Source organism: Actinoalloteichus fjordicus (genome assembly GCF_001941625.1).
Taxonomy (GTDB): Bacteria; Actinomycetota; Actinomycetes; order Mycobacteriales; family Pseudonocardiaceae; genus Actinoalloteichus_A; species Actinoalloteichus_A fjordicus.
In genome coordinates this window covers 588999-607254 of sequence record NZ_CP016076.1, presented here as the reverse complement: position 1 = coordinate 607254, position 18256 = coordinate 588999, and the positions used below count along the sequence as shown (strand labels likewise).

Sequence of the window (18256 nt, the reverse complement as noted above, 5' to 3'; positions counted from 1 at the left end):
CGGCGGGCACGGCGGCCATCGGCAGGCACCCCGGCTCGCCCTCACCAGGGCAGCTGGCGACCCGCCATCTCCTCGAGCCTGCGGACGCGATCCTCGATCGGCGGATGCGTGGAGAAGAACCGTGCCATTCGCTCGCCAGGGCGGAACGGGTTCGCGATCATCAGATGCGACTCGGCGACGAGGCGAGGCTCCGGAGCCAGCGGGGCCGCGCGAGTGCCCAGCTCCAGCTTGCGCAATGCAGACGCGAGCGCGAGCGGGTCCCCGGTCAGCTCGGCGCCGGACGAGTCGGCCTGATATTCCCTGGACCTGCTCACCGCCATCTGGATCACGCCCGCCGCGATCGGGCCGAGCAGCGCGATCAACAGCAGCCCGAACGGGTTGGGCCGGTTCGCACCGCCACCGCCACCGATGAAGTTGAAGATCATCGCGAAGTTGGCCAGGAAGGTGATCACACTGGCCAGGGCGCCCGCCACCGAGGAGATCAGGATGTCCCGGTTGTAGACGTGGGCGAGTTCGTGTCCGAGTACGGCACGCAGCTCGCGTTCGTCCAGAAGCCGCAGGATGCCCGACGTGGCACAGACTGCGGCGTTGCGCGGATTACGACCGGTCGCGAAGGCGTTGGGCGCCTCGGTCGGGCTGACGTAGAGCCGAGGCATCGGCTGCCGGGCAGCAGTGGCCAGCTCGCGCACGATCCGGTACATGGCAGGCTGCTCCGCCTCGGACACCGGGCGGGCCCGCATCGCCCGAAGCGCGATCTTGTCGGAGTTGACGTAGGCATAGCCGTTGGTGACGAGGGCGATCCCGAGGCCGACGAACAAGCCGGTTCGACCACCGATGACTCCGCCGATGACGACGACGATCCCGCCGAGGCCGCCGAGGAGCAGAGCGGTCTTCACTCCGTTCCAATGCTTGTGCACGTCGCTTCGCCTCCGGTCGTCGTGTCGCACTGACCGGTACGGCCAGGCCTGTCGAAACTCCTTCGTCTTCACCACCGCTACCCCTGGTCAACGATCCGGGCGACCGGGTCGTTCCCCGGCAGGCTCGCTGTGCCGGACCGGGGGAGGCGCCGACGGCCGCCGCCCTGCCTGCGAAGTCCACGCCTGGGCAGCAGACCCCGCGATCGGGTGACCGACGTCTCCCTCGTCGCTGCTGGAACACGTCCCGCCTCGATGCCGCGCAGCCCACCGGTCATCCGGTACTCCCGGCCGAAGGCCCGCAGCGTGGCCTCGTCCGCACGTGCTGTCCCTGCTCGCCGTCCGGATGCGAGCCGGCCCGCGCCGATGGCGTCATTCGGCGACATCATCGGACGGTTCTCGGCGCCGCAGGCGGATCTCGACACCGTGTACGGCTCTCGCGATGCATCGCAGACCGTGAAACTGCCAGGCAGCTCGGCTACGGCGGGTGTCAGGAGGGCCGCGCGAAGTGCTCAGATCCGCCCAGCTGAGTGGTGCCAGTGAATAGTAATAGTCACTGATTCCATTGACGCGGGGAGAGTCACTGGAACCTTCAACGATTTCCGCTGAGGGTTCCGGAGGGGTTCCAGCAGCTCAGGCCGTGTCCGCAAGCGGGCGCGCCGCCGACCGACCGCGACTCGTCCTCGCACCGATGGTGGGCATCCGTCGAGTCGGCGGGCCGAGTGTCACGGTGGCGACGATTCCGGTGGTGCGCAGGCGATGCGAACTCGAAGCCCGGTGGCGGGCTGTCCGTCGTCTCGGGTCACTGCTCCCGGATCGAGGCGAGTTCGTCGCGGTAGCGGGGTTCCAGGCGTTCGATCCAGAGTTCCGGCCAGACCATGCCGCACCCCGCGCCGAGCAGACCGCCCGCGACCGCCGCCAGCGAGTCGGAGTCACCACCGGTGGCCGCCGCGCGGCGAAGCCCGTTCTCCGGGTCGTCGGCGAATGCGGTCGCGATGAGCAGCGAGGTGGCCAATGCCTCCTCGGCCGTCCAGCCGTCGCCGCCGTACTGACACGGATCGGACTCCCAGGGCTCTTGCCGCAACGGCTGGAGACCGAGTCGTGCCCGGTCGAGCACGCCCGCGACCTCGGCCCAGCCCACGTCCAGATACTCCTGGGCGCTGGAACGCCCTTCTCGCTCCCAGACCGTGCCGAGAACGTCGACGTCGAAACCGGGACGGCTGGCAACGTGGTCGACCGTCCAGTCGAATGCGTCGGCGAGATCGACCCGGCCTGCGAACAGCTCTCTGGTGACACGGGCCGTGATCATCGCCGCCACGGTCGCCGTGGCGTGCCCGTGAGTCAGCACGGACTGCAGGGCGGCCACGTCACCGACCTCCGCGTCCGTCAACCGAGCATCGACGCCGATCCAGGGGGCGCGCATGACGGTGCCGCAGCCCTTGGAGTTCGTCACCGACGCGGTGGCCCAGAAGTCCGTGCCGAGCCGTTCCACCGCGTACAGGGCGGTGAGGCAGGCGTTGCCGGGCGCGCGGTTGTTGTCCGGATCATGCAGCCACTGGAGGAATCGGGTGAGCAGTGCACGGCGAAGCTCGGCAGGTCGCAGCGGCGTGAGTCCGCCTGCACGGGCCGTGTCGTCAAGCGCGCGGGCGACGGCGATGCTCATCTGCGTGTCGTCGGTGATCGCGGCGAGTCGGGGGAACTCCGGGCCCCGCTTGCCGTAGACGTTGACGATTCGCTGGTAGGACGCGAACTCCACCCCGAAGCCCCAGGCATCGCCGTAGGCCAGGCCGTAGATCGCGCCCGCCCGCCGATCGGCGCGGTCGGACGACGAACGGTCGTCCGCCGCCCCGGCCGATGATGCGGTGCCGGACGTGCAGGGGTTCTCCACGGTGCTCCCTCGGGCTGAATCGATCCGTCCTGGTCGACGGCGGCGCCGTGCACGCCGTTGTGGCCCGCATTGTGCAGCGCCGACGCCCTCTCGCGGGCCGAGACGGCCGATGTCGAGACCGATCCTTGACCACGGGTCGACCCGATCTCCATCAACTTCTGGAATCCGACACCGCCGCAGCGATCTTCGGGAAGCTCGCGGCAACCTCGCTGCACGTCGTCAGACCGGCAGTCCGCGAGGGGGCGCGGTGGCGCAGAAGGTGTCGCGACCCCGGCGACGGCGAGCGAGTCAATCGGCGCTGTCGCGGCATTCGGTCCGGGCGTTGCGGGCAGGTTTTCAACGGCGGCCCGGCCGGCAGGTCTTCAAGAGCTGGTCGGTGGTGTTGGGCAGGCGGCTCATCGGCCGCCCGCCGTCCCGGGTTGCCGTCCGGATCACAGCAGCCGATGCAGAAATCGTGCGAGCAGCGCACGGCGAAGCTCGACAGGCCGCAGCGGCGTGAACCCGCCCGTTCCGGCCGTGTCGTCGAGTAGCAATCGACGGTCGGTGACGGACAGGCTGTCTCGCCAGGACTTCCGAGGAGATATGTCCCCTTCGTTCTTCTAGCGTGGCAGGGTAGGGCCGGGACTCAATACCGCCAGACGATCTACGCGAAGTTTATGACAGTTGTCATCGATCTTGATGACACTTGTCACTACCGCCGCACTGTGACGTTCTGTGACCCTTTCTCCATGACTCACAACGCCTGGTCGATACCCCACCGACTTCTCACCATCGCCACGGCGGCCGCCGTGTTCACCACCGCATCGGCATGGGGCCTGGCCCCGGAGTCCGCTGCGGGGTCGGACATCGCATGGTCGCCCTGTGCAGACGACGCGACCTTGGAATGCGCGACGATCGCCGTGCCGATGGACCACTCGAAACCGGACGGCACGACAGTCGAACTGGCGCTCGCCCGTGCACCTGCGACGAATTCCGACTCCCGCCTCGGCTCGCTGGTGCTGCACCGTGGCGGCCCTGGATACGGCTCCGGCGACTATCTCCGGCTGATCCGCTCCGGACAGGTCGCCGCTCCGGTCACTGCGGAGGTCATGGCTCGGTACGACCTGGTCACGGTCGACCAACGTGGGACAGGACAGAGCCTGCCCGCCGTCAGCTGCTTCGACTCCCCCGAGGACGCAGCCGAGTTCAACGCGGGCCTGCCCCTCTATCCGACCACCGAGGCAGAACGGGCGGAGCGGATCGACCGGGATCGGCAGTACGCCGACCGCTGCATAGACAGATCGGGGGAGCTGCTGGAGCACCTCGATACTCCCAGCGCCGCTCGTGATCTCGACCTGGTCCGGTCCGCGCTCGGTGACGAACGGCTGAACTTCCTGGGGCAGTCCTACGGCGGACATCTCGGCACCGTCTACGCCCACCTGTTTCCCGAGCACGTCGGCCGGACCGTCCTCGACAGCGTGCTGGGTTCCGAGGCACAGTCCGGCGTCCTGCCCGGAGAGCTGCGATCGGCCCGCATCGGCTCGGACATCGAGACCGACGCGGTGTTCCAGGATTTCGCCGACCGGTGCGCGGCGGAGGAGTTCCCCTGCACCTTCGGTGCGGGAGACCCGGTCGGGGCCTTCGACCGACTTCGAGCTGAACTCGCGACAGACCCGGTCGAGCTGGTCACCGACGACGGCCGCGAGGCGACGCTGACCGCGAGCTACCTGACGAAGATCACCGCCGCCTTCCTCTACCAGCCGACGGTCTGGTCATCGGTGCTGGCGCCGACCTTGGCCGCCGTCGACGAGGCGGTGGCGGATCCCGCTTCGGAGTCCGGCCGATTGATCGCTGAGGACGTTCTGGACGGCAGCGGCACGCTGTTCGGCGCCTACGGCGGGATTCAGGACCCGTACCACGCGGTTACCTGCACTGACAGCACGAATCCCGACTCCCCGAAGTCGTTCCTCTCCGCCGTCGAGAAGCGCACGGCGCAGTCGCCACGCTTCGCCGAGACCAAGGCGTGGGAGGACAGCACGTGTGCGGTCTGGCCGGTGAGTTCGGCCGATCGCTTCGACGGTCCCTGGGGAACCGACACTGCGACGCCGATCCTGATCGTCAACAACAGGCTGGACCCGGCCACGCCCCTTGCAGGTGCCGAACGCGCTGCCGACCTGCTCACCGGCAGCAGGCTGTTGGTCAACGAAGGGCCCGGCCACATCGCCTCGCAACAGTCCCGGTGCACGGTAGAGCGGGCCAGCGACTACCTCCTCGAGGGAACCCTGCCCGCCGAAGGAACGACCTGTCAGTCCGATCCGCTGCCATAAGCCCGGAGAAGGCTAGGCAGGGGGCTACACAGGCCGGAGGGAGTCCTGATGGTGGGAGCGATCCGCAGGCACTACTACCACCAGGACGCCTTCCTCGCATCACGAAGGCCTGATAGCGTCACTTGAGGAAGATCATCCTGGCCGCCGAATCGGCGCCCGGCGGGGGCTGGAATTCCGTGACACCCAGCGTGATCTTTCGTTGCGTTGCGCGACGAATCACACGAATTGTCGACCGCAAGAAACAGGGGCCCGCAACGGGCGGCGCGACACCGACCGATCCGCGTCTCTCGGCGACGGACGATCAGACGTTCTCGATACTCACTCCGGATCTGCCATGCTCGACTCCATGCCGGATACCGACTACGTCGTGATCGATGACATCCCGCTCGCAGGCACCCTGGTCGAATCGCTGCCCCGGGTTCAGCTCGCCCTCGCAGAATGGGAGGAGCACCGCAAGCGACACGTGAACAGCATTCGCCTTGAGGTGCTGGCGGAGAAGAGTGCTGCCCCGGTGATCCGCATCATGGCCCTCACCGAAAACACCAGGGCCGACGATCTGGACGCCATCTGACCGACGAGGGCTCGGTCAGAATCAACCTGGCGACGGCCCGGCGCGGTTGGAATCGAGGACCGTTCTGCCAACACAAGGGATGGGCGCATCGATCCGTCCCCCTCGACAGAGTCCGCGTTGGTCTCGGCGTGATGTCTGCCCGACCTACGCGGGTCGATGCGCACCGCCGCATCGGACAGCCCACCACGTTCGCGAGCGGAAGGAAGCATGGTCGGGTGTCATCAGCGACAGACAGGTTCGTCGTCGTCACGGGCGGCCCTGGCTCGGGAAAGAGCACACTGCTCGACGCACTGCATCGTGCGGGCTTCGCTCGCAGTGACGAGGCGGGGCGGGGAGTCATTCGGGATCAATCCGCGATCGGCGGGCGGGCGCTGCCCTGGCTCGACCAGGATCTGTTCGCCGAGGCGATGCTCTGCTGGGAACTGCGGTCATATCGGCTGGCCGCCGAGCAGCGCGGCACGGTCTTCTTCGACCGAGGCGTCCCCGACATCGTCGGCTACCTCCGGTTGGAGGGACGCCCGGTCCCCGACCACGTACACGTCGCAGCGCAGCGTTTCCGCTACCACCAGCGGGTCTTGATAGCACCGCCGTGGCCCGAGATCTACACGCCGGACGTCGAGAGGAGGCAGTCCGTCGAGGTCGCCGAGCAGACCTACGCATCGATGGTCACCACCTACACCGAATACGGCTACGAGCTGGTAGAGCTCCCGCGGGCCTCCGTCGAGGAGCGTCTCCGCTTCGTGACAGCGAGCCTGACCTGACGTCAGCGGATTCCGGGAAGACCGGGTACAGAACTCGGTGGCAGCATCCCGGAGACCGCACTTAGGTTGGCCCTATGAGTAGCGCAGTACGCCTGATCCGCAGTCCAGAACTGTCCGATGTCGCCGAATACGCCTATGCAGCTTCCGTCGAAGCACCGGCGCGTCTCGTCTTCGCCGCCGGTGCCTGCCCGCTGGACGCGGAGGGAGCCACCGTCGCGATCGGCGACTACGCAGAACAGGCTCGTCAGACGATGCGCAACCTCCGTGTCGCGTTGAAGGATGCAGGCGCCGACCTGTCCGACGTGGTGAAGAGCACCGTCTACGTCGCGTCCAGCCGTCAGGCCGACCTCGTGACGGCGTGGGAGTGCGTCCGTGAGGCCTTCGGAGATCACGATGCGCCGAGCACCTTGCTGGGCGTCACCGTCCTGGGCTACGACGATCAACTGGTCGAGGTCGAAGCGGTCGCTGCGGTTCGCTGACGAAGAACCACCGCTCGGCCACGGGCGGCCGGCCTGACGGGAACGCCAGGCCGGATGCCACCGGCCGCGATGACGTCGAGCCGAGCCCGCTGCGCAGCGGCGATCAGCCGGCCCGGTCCGGCCCAGCCCGGCTCGGCTCGGGACGGCTCGGGACGGCTCGGGACGGCTCGAGGCGGCTCGAGGCGGCAGGCTCTGGCGCGGCTCGGCCGTCGGCGCCCCGGCCTCGGTGCAGGGACCGAACGGAGCTCTACGGTGCCGAGTTCACGCTCCCGGCCCGGCCGACCGGCCGGGCCGGTCCCGCGCCGGTGCCGGTGCCGGTGCCGGTGCCGCGCCGGTGCCGCCGAGGCCGTGTACCAGCCGAGGCTGCGTCTGATTACAGGCTCCGGCCCAGTTCGGTTCCCAGCCTGTGCCCGTTGCAGCGCTGTGCCCGTTGCAGCGCTGTGCCGCAATTCAGCCTGTGCCCCATTACAGCGCTGTGCCCCGTCTCAGGGCCAACGGCAGGATTCACCGATCACAGCCGAAGTGGAAGACACGCCCGGCCGCCGAGCCCGGCGCCGAGTCCGAGGCCGTCGCCAGCCGGGTTCGGGTCGCTCAGTCGCCCAGGAAGCGGCGTATCCAGCGCGGCAGCCTGCGCGACCTCGTCCGTTCTTCCCCGGTGTTCTCCACGGAAGCCTGTCCACCGGGTCCCGAATCGCGGGGCCCGGAATCGCCGGGCCCAGGCCTGTCTGGCCCTCGCCCGTCGGGTCCTGCCCCGGGCGGCGGCGAGCCGTCGGGGCGGAGACCGGCGCCGCTCGATTCGCAGGCAGCGTCACCGGTCCCGAACCCGAGGTCCCGGTGTCCCACAGTCCGGAGCCTGCTGCCGTCCGACTCGGCGGGGACCGCCGACCAGCCGGAACCTGCTCCGGCAGACCCGCTGGCGGGGTGAGAGTCCGAGCCGGATTCACAGCCGGTGTCCGGGCCGAGCGCAGGGCGGGGGCCGCCGGCCCCGGCCTCGTATCCCGCCGCTGCGCTGCCTGCGGGCACCCTGGTGGCAGTGACGTCGGCGGCAGAGAGCTCGGCGGCAATGACCTCGGTAGCGGGGACCTCGGCGGCGGGGACCTCGGCGGTGGAGAAGCCGTCGACGGAACCGAAGACTGCTGAGCCGACGTCGATGCGGCCGCCGCTTTCCCCGGCTCGGCCGGGCAGATTGACTCGCCGCAGCGGTACGACAGCCGAAGAGTCGCCGTTCCCGTCTGCGCCGCCCCCTCCAGCGCCGCCCCCGCCGGTGCCGAACCCGCCTGCGCCGGACCCGCCGGTTGCGACATCGGTCGCGGCCCCGGCGGCTCTCGCGCCGAGCGCGGGGAACTCGGCGGTGTCGAGTCGGGATGCCGCGGCGCCGAGGACGAGGCTCCCCGGTTCGGCAGGAACGTCGCCGCCGGTCCGCAGCGCCACCTCTGCCTCCGCCTCCGCGCCCACGCCTGCGGTTCCCGCCACGCCACCGACGTCGGCCTTGCCGACCCCACTGCCGCCCCAGCTGCCGACCCCGCCGACCCCGCTGCCAGCCCCGCCGCCGACCCCACTGCCGCTCCAGTTGCCGCCCGCGCTGCCGACCCCACTGCCGACATCGGGGCGGGCCTCCCACCCGGTCACCGCACCCCCACCGCCACCGGCGACTCCCCCGCCGACGCCGGGATCGGCATCGACCGGGACCACGTCCGCGACGAGGCAGGTGATGTTGTCCGGGCCGCCGCCCCGATTGGCCAGATCGATCAGTCTGGCGACCGCCTGCCGGGGATCGATGCTGCTCGACATCGTCTCGGCGATCACCCGGTCGGAGACGACGGCGGTCAGGCCGTCCGAACAGACCAGGAGGCGGTCTCCTGCCGATACCTCCTGGAAGAACAGGTCCGGCTCGGGTTCGGGACCACCGCTCTGCAACGCACGAACCACCATCGTCCGCCGGGGGTGTTCCTCGGCCTGCGCCTGCGTCAGCTGACCGGCGTCGATCAGGGACTGGACCAGGGTGTGGTCTCGAGTGATCCGCCGCAGCACACCACCTGACAGCAGGTAGGCACGGGAGTCGCCGATGTGCGCGACGCCGAGCCGCGAGCCGTCCCACAACAGTGCGGTCAGCGTCGTGCCCATGCCTGCCGTGTCGGGTCTCGCCTCGCCGATCGCCGTGAGCCTCGCGAAGGCGTCGGTCACTCCCTCGGCGAGCACGCGCAGCAGGTCCGAGTGACCCGGCCGCAGACCGTGCAGCCGCGTGTCGAGTTCGCGGATCGCGGCCACGACGACCGAGCAGGCGATCTCGCCGTGTGCGTGACCGCCCATTCCATCGGCGACGGCGAGCAGCCGAGGGCTGGCGTATGCCGAGTCCTGATTCACCGACCGGGTCCGCCCCGGGTCGGAACCGCCCGCATAGCTGAGTCGCCCCAGAGAACCGTGCATCATGAACCCAGTAGAACAGTTGTGGACACAGTTCACAAGCATTGACCTTGTGGGGTGTTCTCGCGCCGCGAACTAGGCTGGTCCTCGTGAACTCAGATGCCACGGTGAGCACCGGCGACATCGCGCGGCTCGTCGGCATGGGTCGAGCAGCCGTGAGCAACTGGCGCCGGCGTCACGACGACTTCCCGCAACCGGTCGGCGGCACCGCCTCGAGCCCGTTGTTCCTCCTGCGGGAGGTCGAGTCCTGGCTGCGCCGCCATGGGAAGCCGGTCGCCGTGTCGTTGGGCGATCGGGTCTGGCAACACCTGCGGGCGAGAGCCGATGATCTTCGGCTCGGCGAGTCGGTGGCCGCCGCCGGTGCCTTACTCCTGCGGCTGCGCGACGGCGACGACCGGCAGAGCGAGCAGCTTCCCGGCGGGGCACTCGTCCAGCGAGCCGTCGACGCCGACTCCACTCGGCTGCTCGCCCAGTTGGCGGCCGCCGACGGGTTCCTCGGCGCGTTCGAGTTCCTGTGCACCCGTTACCAGCAGGCACATTCCCGCAGGCTGCTCGCGACCTCCGACGAGCTGTGCAGCCTGATCGCACGGTTGGTGCTCCCCGCCGACGGCACGGTACTGGACCCGGCCTGCGGCCTGGGCAATCTGCTCTATGCCGTCCCGGCAGGGCGGGCGCTGGGTCAGGAGATCGACGAGTCCTCAGCGGTCATCACGGCCGTGCGGCTGCGACTCCGGGACGTCGACGCGACGGTGCTCGCGGGGGATTCGCTGCGTCACGACGAGATCGGCGCCCACCTGGCCGACACCATCGACGCCGTGGTCTGCGATCCGCCGTTCAACGACCGCGCCTGGGGATACGACGAGCTGACCGGCGATCCTCGCTGGGAGTATGGACTTCCCCCTCGTGGCGAGCCGGAACTCGCCTGGGTGCAGCACTGTCTGGCGCGCGTTCGACCGGGCGGGCTCGTCGCGATCCTGATGCCGCCCTCGGCGGCGAGTCGCAGGCCGGGCAGGCGGATTCGCGGCAACCTGCTGCGGGCGGGCGCGTTGCGGGCGGTGGTCAGTCTCGGCACCGGGATGTCTGATCTGTGGCTGTTGCGGCGGCCCGAGCCGACTGATCGCGCCCCCCAGCACCTTCTGCTGCTGGAGTCGGACGGCGACTTCGCCGGGATCGAGGCCGCCTGGGACCGGGTGCTGGCCGACGCACCCTCGGCGCACGATCCGTTGGTGGCGATCATCGACCTACTCGACGACGACGTCGACGTCAGCCCGGCTCGACATCGCGTGCGGGGAACCGCCGAGGTGGGCGCCGAGTTCCGGGCGGCGCTCGAGCGGTTTCGCTCGACGGCGGTCGAGCCGCCTGCGCTGGCGGTTCTCGACGAGCAACGTGTCCTGCCGATGACCACGGTCGGCGAGTTGGCTAAGGCGGGCTCGATCCTGGTGCAGACCGCGCCGCCTCGCATGGCGCTGAACGCCGGGGACGTCCCGGCGCTGACCAGCGAGGATCTGGTGACCGGGCAGACGCCGTCCGGGCTGACCCGCTCGATCAGCGGACTGGTGCCGGTGGAGCCCGGCGACGTGGTGACCGCGCCGACGGGGCCGGTGCGGGTGGTCGCCGACAGCGGTGCGGTGCTGGGTCCGCACCTCACGTCGTATCGAGTCGATCCCGACCGGCTCGATCCCGACTTCCTCGCGGGGTTCCTTCGGCACGCGGGCAGGCTCGCCACGTCCGGATCGAGTCGCCTGGACGCACGTCGAGTCCGGGTGCCGAGGCTGCCGCTGGCCGAGCAACAGGACTATGGTCGCGCATTCCGGGCGTTGGCCGATCTCGAAGACTCCCTACGGCAGACCGCCGAGTTGGGAGCGGCCCTGGTGCGTTCCGGCCTCGACGGCCTCGCCGACGGCCATCTGCGGCCAGGCTGATGTCAGAGTCTGTCTGTGGTCCCTCTGAAGTCGTGAGCGGGGATCGGCGTGGCTGAGCTGCCAGGCGACAGGAGGGAGCCATGGTGACCGACGACAACGCCGCAGATCGCCGCGCCTGCCCCGCGCAACTCCGAAAGCAGGGATCGACGACAGGCTCTCCAGGCTTTCGAGGCGTGCGCAGATGGTGACGGTGTCGGATCGCGCGGTTCATGGGAGGGCGCATGCTCGTCGCCGACCGATATGAGCTGGAGGAGCTTCCGCTCGGCCGAGGTGGCATGGGCGCCGTATACGGCGCTCATGATCGACACCTCGACCGCCGAGTCGCCGTGAAGTTCCTGTATCTGCCCGGAGGACCGGACGAGGAGTCGGAACAGCGCTTCATCCGAGAGGCACGCATCCTGGCGCGCCTGGAGCACGCGGGCGCGCCGATCCTCTTCGACTTCGGCATGTTCGACCAGCGACTCTTCCAGGTCATGCAGTTCATCGACGGTGTCACGATCGCGGATCTGGTCGCCGAGCACGGTCCGCTGCCGGTCGCGTGGGCCGCCTCGATCGGCGCTCAAGCCTGCGCGGTGCTCTCGGCGGCACATCTGCTGTCGATCTGTCATCGCGATCTCAAGCCGACGAACCTGATGCTCTGCCCAGATGGGAGCGTGACGGTCCTCGATTTCGGACTCGCGATGCTTCGGGAGTCCGATGCGGCACGATTCACCAGGGCCGGGCAGCTGCTCGGCACCCCCGCCTACATGGCGCCGGAGCAGATCCAGCGGGGCGTCGCCGGAGGGCACAGCGACCTCTACGCCCTGGGGTGCGTGCTGCACGAGATGCTCACGGGCAGGCAGCTCTTCACCGGTCCTACCGCATACGCGGTGTTCGAGCGGCAGGTGAAGGAGACTCCGCCGCCGGTGCCGGGAGTGCCCGCCGAGCTGAACCGGATCGTGCTGGATCTGCTGGAGAAGCAGCCCGAGGACCGGCCTGCCGATGCGAACGCCCTGTACGCGAGGCTGGCACCGTTCGCGGCGAGTCCCCCGATGCTGCCCGGTTTCCTCCGTCCACCATCGGCGCCCAGTCCCGGACGGATGTACGCCCGAGCGCTGGGCGAAGTCCTGGCCGACCCGCGGGTGTGATCTGGCGCCCGCCCGGCCCGTCCAGCGCGCAATATCGCGGAGGGGCGGGCCATCCGGTCAGGGCGGAACAACGTCGCGGGCGAAGGCTGCTCATGGGCGAGGTCCGGTCAGGCGGAAGGGACGTCGTCATCCCGTCTGGTGCACCGTCAGCCTCGGCGTCCCGCTGCCGGCTCGGGACGCAGGACACCGTCGTCGTAGTCGCCGTGGTTCTGGCGGGCCTCGCGACGCACGCCTCGCACCCTCGCGGCCGCACGCCCTCGCGTCTCGCGCCGAGTCAGCCCTCGGCCGTCGCCTCGGCCGCCGCCGTCCGAAGCCGGGCCGCTCCGCCGCTGGTGATCGGGTCGCCGTGGCCGACGAGGACCAGGTCGGCGTCGAGGGCGGCCAGCGTGTGCAACGAGTCGACGGCACGCGCTCGGTCGACGTTGAACACGCCGAGCATCGTCTGCCCGTTCACGTTCGCCACCGTGTCGCCGGTGAACAGCACGCGGTGCACGGGCAGATGGATCGCGATGCTGCCCTCGGTGTGGCCGGGGACGGCGATCACCGCCGCGCCGCCCGCGAAGTCGAGCAGCTCTCCGTCGGCGAGTTCCTGATCGACCCGCGCGAGAGGTGCGGCGGGGACGGCGGCTTCGACCCGGTCGTACAACGGACGTTCCCAGTCCAGCAGGTCCGGCGGCGGTCCGGCCTGCTCACCCCGGATCACCGGAGCATCGGCACCGTGCGCCAGGATCGTGACCCCGTCGTGCCAGGCTGCGATCTCGGCCGCCGAGCCGGTGTGGTCGGGGTGCCAGTGGGTCAGGATGACGCGGTCCAGTTCTTCGCTCCGCCTGCCGAGGTCGCGAATCGCCGAGGCGATGTCGGCGCCGGAGCCCGCGTGACCGGTGTCGATCAAGGTCAGCGAGTCCGGGTCGCTCCACAGGTAGGCCTGTCCGTGGTCGAAGACGAGCACATGCAGGCAAGGCAGCAGTTCCACGACCTTCATTGCTCCGACGCTAGCGGCCTCCCGGCGGCTCGGCCGTCCGGTTTCCCCCAGGGCACAGCCGAGGCACGCCGTGACCGGACGTGCCGGACCGACGACGTGGTGCGGCCGGGGAGATCGTGGACATCACCGAGTCGTGACCGGCACGGTCCGAGTTGACGGGGACCGATGGGAGAATCGCAGGTAAAGGATCGAGAGGTCACCGCACGATGACATCGAGGTTCGCAGTGGACACGTTTCGACGCAGGCGACAGATCCAGATCGGCGACGACCTCGTCGCCGTGGCCATCGTGGACGGCAGTCTCGTCTCCCGGTTCAGCGTGCTGCTGAACGGGCGCGAGCTGGTGAAGACCAAGTCCGCCCGGCTGATCACCGAGTTCGACGCCCGGTTATCCGACGAGAGTGCCGTCAACGTGTCGATCGAACAGAGTTGGACCCGATCCAACCGCGTCGCCGTACATCACGAGAACCGCCTGATCGAGGAGTTCGCGCTCGTGACGGACTGACCGGCCGCATCGCCGGGCCCGCCGCCACCCGGTCGGGGCCCGGCCTGACCGGATCGGGCCGATTCCGCCCCGGCGGCCCGCTCGCCGTCGACGTCCTTCGCAGGCCGCGATCACATCGATGCCGCCCCCGGCCGCCCGGCGGCCGCTGCCCGCTCGGCAGGCACACCAGCACCGCCCCGGCCTCGACGCCGCACGGCTCCGATCTCGTCGGCCGTCAGGAACCGCCTGCGCAGCTCGAACCCGTGCCGCAACTCGACATCGCCGTCACCGCGCGGCGGCTCGCCTCGGTCGCCCGGCCCACGAACCGCAGATTCGGCGGGACGATGCCGCAGGTCGTCCGACGGCAGGCACGGCGGCCCGGCCACGACGACAAGCAGGCCTACCACCCCGAACACCCGCCGAAGTACCCGGCTCCCGCGCCCGAGATGGCGACAGCAGGCGGAACCCGACCGGGGCCGGGACCGGAAGGCCGCCGTGCCGACGGCACGAGTACCTCCGCTCCCGGCCCCGTTCCCGGGCCCCCGACCTCCCCCGGGTCCGAACACCGATCCGGCGGCCCGCCGGGCCGAAGCCGCCGAGCCGGGCCGCCGAAGATCGGCGGGTCTAACCGCTCAGCGCCGTCGTCGGCGGCGTGCGCGCCGCGCGCACCGCCGGATACAGACCGGCCAGTCCGCCCAGCAGCACCGTCGCCGCGACACCGGCCGCGAGCACCTCCACCGGGACGACCATCGGCCACCCCTGCGACACCGCGAACGCCGTGGTCACCCCGACTCCGATGACGACCCCTGCCAGGCCCCCGAGCGCCGACAGGACGAGCGCCTCGGTCAGGAACTGGGCTCGGATGTGTCCACGAGTCGCCCCGAGCGCCCGCCGGAGTCCGATCTCCCGCCGTCGCTCCAACACCGAGATGATCATGGTGTTGGCGACCCCGATGCCGCCGACCAGCAGCGCCACCGAGCCGAGGCCGACGAGCAGGCCGGTGAAAGCCTGGTCCGCCGCATCGCGAGCGGCGAGGGCGTCGGACGGCCTGCTCACGGCCACGTCCTCCGGCGCGGCCGGATTCACCGTCGCGGGCAGCAGCTCACGAACCGCCTCGACGCCGTGATCGACGGACCGCTCGTACACGGTCGTCGGGCTGCCGTCGAAGTCGAAGAGCTCGGTGGCGACCGCTTCCCCGATCAGCGCCGCCGTGTCGAGCTCGGGGGCGAGCTCGACCGGCGCGAGGATGCCGATGACGGTGAAATAATGCCCGCCCAGCCAGACCTGGCTGCCGGGCTCGACGATCCCGAGCCGCTCGGCGGCGGTCGCACCGAGGACGACGGCAGAGAACTCGCCGGTCGCCTCGTTCAGCCAGGTACCGGCGGCTATCTCGGCGCCCGTCACCTCCAGCAGGCTCGGGTGCGCCGCGTTCACGATCATGCCGCCGGTGGCCGCCGGGTCGACCAGGTGATTGCGATAGACGTTGACGTCCTCGATCGCGGCCACCGAGCCGACCTGGTCGACCCCCTCGATCCGGCTGACCATCTCGACGGCCTCGGCGGGCAGGGTCGCATCCCGGTTGAACCCCTGCGTGTTCGGCGTGACGGTCAGCAGGTTCGTACCGAGCGCCGCCAACTGCGCGTCCAGCCGGGCCTGGCTGGAGGTCGAGATGCCGACCACCGCGATCATCGCCGCGATGCCGATCGCGATCCCGAGCGCGGACAGGATCGCCCGAGCAGGCCTGGACCGCACTCCGCTCGTGCCGAGCCGGAACACGTCGCCGCCCCGTAGCCGCGATCGTCCCCACCGCGCGGTCATGACGTCGGCCCGATCGGCATGGCAGCCGAATCGTCGACGAGTTCACCGTCACGAAGGCTGATGCGACGAGGCAGCATCGCGGCCAGTTCGACGTCGTGGGTGATCACGACCACCGTGGTGCCTGCGGCGTTGAGGTCGCGCAGGAGCTGGACCACCGTGGCGCCCGATGTCGTGTCGAGATTGCCGGTCGGCTCGTCGGCCAGCAGCAGCGGCGGGTCGCCGACGACGGCCCTGGCGACGGCCACCCGCTGCCGCTCACCGCCGGAGAGCTGGTTCGGACGGTGGTCGGCGCGGTGGCCGAGGCCCACTCGGTGCAGTGCCTCGAGCGCGCGCCGCCGCCGCACCCGCCGAGGCACTCCGGTGTAGAGCAGCCCGTCGGCGACGTTGTCGATCGCGGTGACGCCGTCGGCGAGGTGGAACTGCTGGAAGACGAAGCCGATCCGGTGGGCACGCAGGGCCGAGAGGGCGGAGTCCGACAACCGTGCGACGTCCTGTCCGTCGATGACGGCCGTGCCCTGGCTGGGCCGATCGAGCGTGCCGATCAGATTGAGCATGGTCGACTTCCCCGAGCCGCTGGGGCCGAGGATGGCGGTGAGCTCCCCCCGGTCGATGCGTAGAGACACCTCCTTCAGTGCTCGGACCGCCGGGCGTCCGTAGTCGCGGGAGACCCCGCGCAGTTCGATGATCGAGTTCACAGCGAAGGCACCACGACTTCCTGGCCTTCGGCCAGCCCGTCGCCGGAGATCTCGACACGACCGTCGACGAACATGCCGGTCTCGACGGTGATCAGGTCGATCGTGCCGTCCGCCTCCCGGACCTCCACCCCGAAGCCGCCACCGGGCTGCGCGAGCAGCGCGGCGACCGGGACGTGGATCACGTCCTCGCGGGTCTCGCTCGCGAACTCCACGGTCACGCTCGCCTGTTGCAGATCGGCCGCAGCCTCGGCGTCGTCCAGGGTGACCGTCACGGGCAGGCGCACGGCAGTCCCCGTCGGCCCCTCGGTCTCGGTGGGAACCCCCACCGAGGTGACGTAGCCGGACACGTCCTCGCCACCGGGCAGGCTCACGGTCACCGGCTTGTCGGGAACCGCGAGCGCCTGATGCCGCAGTTCCAGGTCGATCTTGACGATCTTGTCCAGTCCGGTGACCCCGAGGACCTCGACGCCGGGCCCCACCTGGTCGCCCACGGCAACGCCGAGAGAGCCGACCCGGACGTCACCCGAGGTGAAGACGATCCGACCCAGCTCGATCTCCCCCGTCTTCCGCAGTCCGTTCTCGCCCTGCCAGGCCTGAATCGCCGAGGCCGTCGGCCAGCCGAAGGTGTCGTCGGGCTCGCCGTCGAAGTGGCCCAGCGCGGCCAGGCTCTCCTCCAGCTGCCGCACGTCCGGCCCGTCGTCCATGCCGTAGGCGAACGGGCGCCAGGCGGGCAGCCGCCCGTGCAGCAGGAGGATCGGCTGGTTGTCGACGCGGAACGCGACGTCGCCGAGCCCCAGCTGCTGCCCGGGATCGGGCAGCTCGGTGACCGTCCCCGCCGTCGCGGCGCTGATGCCGCTGCCGCCGGAGTGCTCCAGGCTGCCCTGCGCGCGGGTGCTCCCCGTCAGATCGCCGCGCACGATCGTCTCGGTGACGACGTCGGCGCGCGGCGGTGCGGCGTCGGCGTCGTCCCCGGCCGCCTGGGCACGGTCGAAGGCGTACACACCGCCCGCACCGCCCGCGACGAGGAGCAGCGCGAGCGCCCCGACGACGATCCGACGCCGTGGCCGCCGACCGGCTCGCGTGTCCGCCGGTTCCGCAGCGGCTCGGGTACGACGCGACCGCCTCGCAGGCCGGTCCTTCGTCGACGGTTCCGTGGCAGGCGGGCTCCCCGAGCCGAGGTCGTCTCGGCGCGGCTCGTCCGGGCGCACCTCGGTGGAGTCCGCCCTGCCCGGCGACTCGCCCGGCCCGCGCGGCTCGTCGTTCTGCTCGTCGTTCATGCCCGCCGCCCGCGTCAGGAGCCTGCGCCGGTGGACATGCCGATGCCGCACTCGCTCAGCACCTCGTCCGGCGCGTCGGCGGGAATCTCCATCGCGGTGTCCGGCTGCGGGTCGGCGATGTCGAATCCGTTCTCGCGCAGGCATGCGGCCGTCTCGAGCTGCTGCTCGAGACGCTCCTCCGGCGTCCGGCCGTCGTCGACCATCGGCGGGTCGCCGAGTTCCTCCCGGCAGATCTCGCTGGCCGCCATCCAGGCGTCGGTGTCCACGGACTCGAGTTCGATGCTGAGCGACCCGGCGTCCCCCTCGGGGTCGGGCATGTCGATGCCGTTGTCCCGCATGCAGCTCGCGTGGCTGAGCTGCCATTCCATGAAGTCCTCGTCCGTCGCGGCCTCGGAGTCGCCGCCCGTGGGCCCCGAGGAGGACTCGGAAGACCCCGAGGACGCCGCGTCGTCCTCCTCCGCCGTGCCGCCGCAGGCCCCCAGCAGCAGGACGGCTAGTGGGAGGGCGAGCAGGGCGCTCCTGGTCGTCCACCGGTTCTTGATGCGCATCCTCAGACTCCTTCACGTCGCGACACTCGAGGGGTGGGCAGGCACTCGCCTGCCGTGGTGTC

16 protein-coding genes are annotated in these 18256 nt (G+C 70.3%); 7 read left to right on the top strand and 9 right to left on the bottom strand.

Annotated features, from left to right (window positions below; translation table 11 throughout):
• Positions 1–41 precede the first annotated feature (41 nt).
• Positions 42–917, bottom strand: a complete 876-nt coding sequence (htpX, locus tag UA74_RS02740) for a zinc metalloprotease HtpX (RefSeq protein ID WP_075743337.1) — start codon at positions 915–917, stop codon at positions 42–44.
• A gap of 799 nt (positions 918–1716) precedes the next feature.
• Complete coding sequence (locus UA74_RS02730) at positions 1717–2802, bottom strand: ADP-ribosylglycohydrolase family protein (protein ID WP_075738592.1); 1086 nt, start codon at positions 2800–2802, stop codon at positions 1717–1719.
• A 728-nt stretch (positions 2803–3530) separates the two neighbouring features.
• On the opposite strand from UA74_RS02730, the gene UA74_RS02725 reads away from it, so the two are divergent.
• The 4 genes from UA74_RS02725 to UA74_RS02710 all read left to right on the top strand — a co-directional run bounded on the left by UA74_RS02725 (position 3531) and on the right by UA74_RS02710 (position 6919).
• On the top strand, positions 3531–5108 hold the full coding sequence (locus UA74_RS02725; protein ID WP_075738590.1) for an alpha/beta hydrolase: 1578 nt from the start codon (positions 3531–3533) through the stop codon (positions 5106–5108).
• Positions 5109–5442: 334 nt separating this feature from the next.
• Entirely contained in the window at positions 5443–5679 is a 237-nt protein-coding gene (locus UA74_RS02720; protein WP_075738588.1) for a hypothetical protein, read from the top strand.
• A gap of 215 nt (positions 5680–5894) precedes the next feature.
• Positions 5895–6440 (top strand): AAA family ATPase, encoded by a 546-nt coding sequence (locus tag UA74_RS02715; protein ID WP_075738586.1) that lies wholly within the window; start codon positions 5895–5897, stop codon positions 6438–6440.
• A gap of 74 nt (positions 6441–6514) precedes the next feature.
• Entirely contained in the window at positions 6515–6919 is a 405-nt protein-coding gene (locus tag UA74_RS02710) for a RidA family protein (RefSeq protein WP_075738584.1), read from the top strand.
• A 591-nt stretch (positions 6920–7510) separates the two neighbouring features.
• On the opposite strand, the gene UA74_RS32650 is transcribed toward UA74_RS02710, so the two are convergent.
• The gene (locus tag UA74_RS32650; protein ID WP_075763772.1) at positions 7511–9349 is read right to left on the bottom strand and encodes a PP2C family protein-serine/threonine phosphatase; all 1839 of its coding nucleotides are present in this window, start codon (positions 9347–9349) and stop codon (positions 7511–7513) included.
• An 83-nt stretch (positions 9350–9432) separates the two neighbouring features.
• Between UA74_RS32650 and UA74_RS02700 the strand changes: the two genes are divergently transcribed.
• Positions 9433–11265 (top strand): N-6 DNA methylase, encoded by a 1833-nt coding sequence (locus UA74_RS02700; RefSeq protein ID WP_075763771.1) that lies wholly within the window; start codon positions 9433–9435, stop codon positions 11263–11265.
• 221 nt (positions 11266–11486) lie between these two features.
• On the top strand, positions 11487–12392 hold the full coding sequence (locus tag UA74_RS02695) for a serine/threonine-protein kinase (RefSeq protein WP_075763770.1): 906 nt from the start codon (positions 11487–11489) through the stop codon (positions 12390–12392).
• Positions 12393–12666: 274 nt separating this feature from the next.
• Here UA74_RS02695 and UA74_RS02690 read toward each other — a convergent pair whose 3' ends face one another.
• On the bottom strand, positions 12667–13374 hold the full coding sequence (locus tag UA74_RS02690) for an MBL fold metallo-hydrolase (protein WP_075763769.1): 708 nt from the start codon (positions 13372–13374) through the stop codon (positions 12667–12669).
• Positions 13375–13580: 206 nt separating this feature from the next.
• Here UA74_RS02690 and UA74_RS02685 point away from each other — a divergent pair, with 206 nt between their 5' ends.
• A complete protein-coding gene (locus tag UA74_RS02685) occupies positions 13581–13877 on the top strand; it encodes a hypothetical protein (protein ID WP_157433959.1) in 297 nt (98 codons plus the stop codon).
• A 110-nt stretch (positions 13878–13987) separates the two neighbouring features.
• Here the strand turns inward: UA74_RS02685 and UA74_RS02680 are convergent, their stop codons facing one another.
• From UA74_RS02680 to UA74_RS31420, 5 genes are all read right to left on the bottom strand, one after another.
• Positions 13988–14272 (bottom strand): hypothetical protein, encoded by a 285-nt coding sequence (locus UA74_RS02680; protein ID WP_157442143.1) that lies wholly within the window; start codon positions 14270–14272, stop codon positions 13988–13990.
• A 208-nt stretch (positions 14273–14480) separates the two neighbouring features.
• A complete protein-coding gene (locus tag UA74_RS02675) occupies positions 14481–15674 on the bottom strand; it encodes an ABC transporter permease (protein ID WP_075738570.1) in 1194 nt (397 codons plus the stop codon).
• A complete protein-coding gene (locus UA74_RS02670; protein WP_075738568.1) occupies positions 15671–16369 on the bottom strand; it encodes an ABC transporter ATP-binding protein in 699 nt (232 codons plus the stop codon). Before UA74_RS02670 ends, UA74_RS02675 begins: the two co-directional genes overlap by 4 nt.
• Complete coding sequence (locus tag UA74_RS31425) at positions 16366–17697, bottom strand: peptidoglycan-binding protein (protein ID WP_157433957.1); 1332 nt, start codon at positions 17695–17697, stop codon at positions 16366–16368. Before UA74_RS31425 ends, UA74_RS02670 begins: the two co-directional genes overlap by 4 nt.
• Positions 17661–18194 carry a hypothetical protein gene (locus UA74_RS31420; protein WP_075738566.1) on the bottom strand — a complete coding sequence of 178 codons (534 nt, stop codon included), beginning with the start codon at positions 18192–18194 and terminating at the stop codon, positions 17661–17663. Before UA74_RS31420 ends, UA74_RS31425 begins: the two co-directional genes overlap by 37 nt.
• Positions 18195–18256 lie beyond the last annotated feature (62 nt).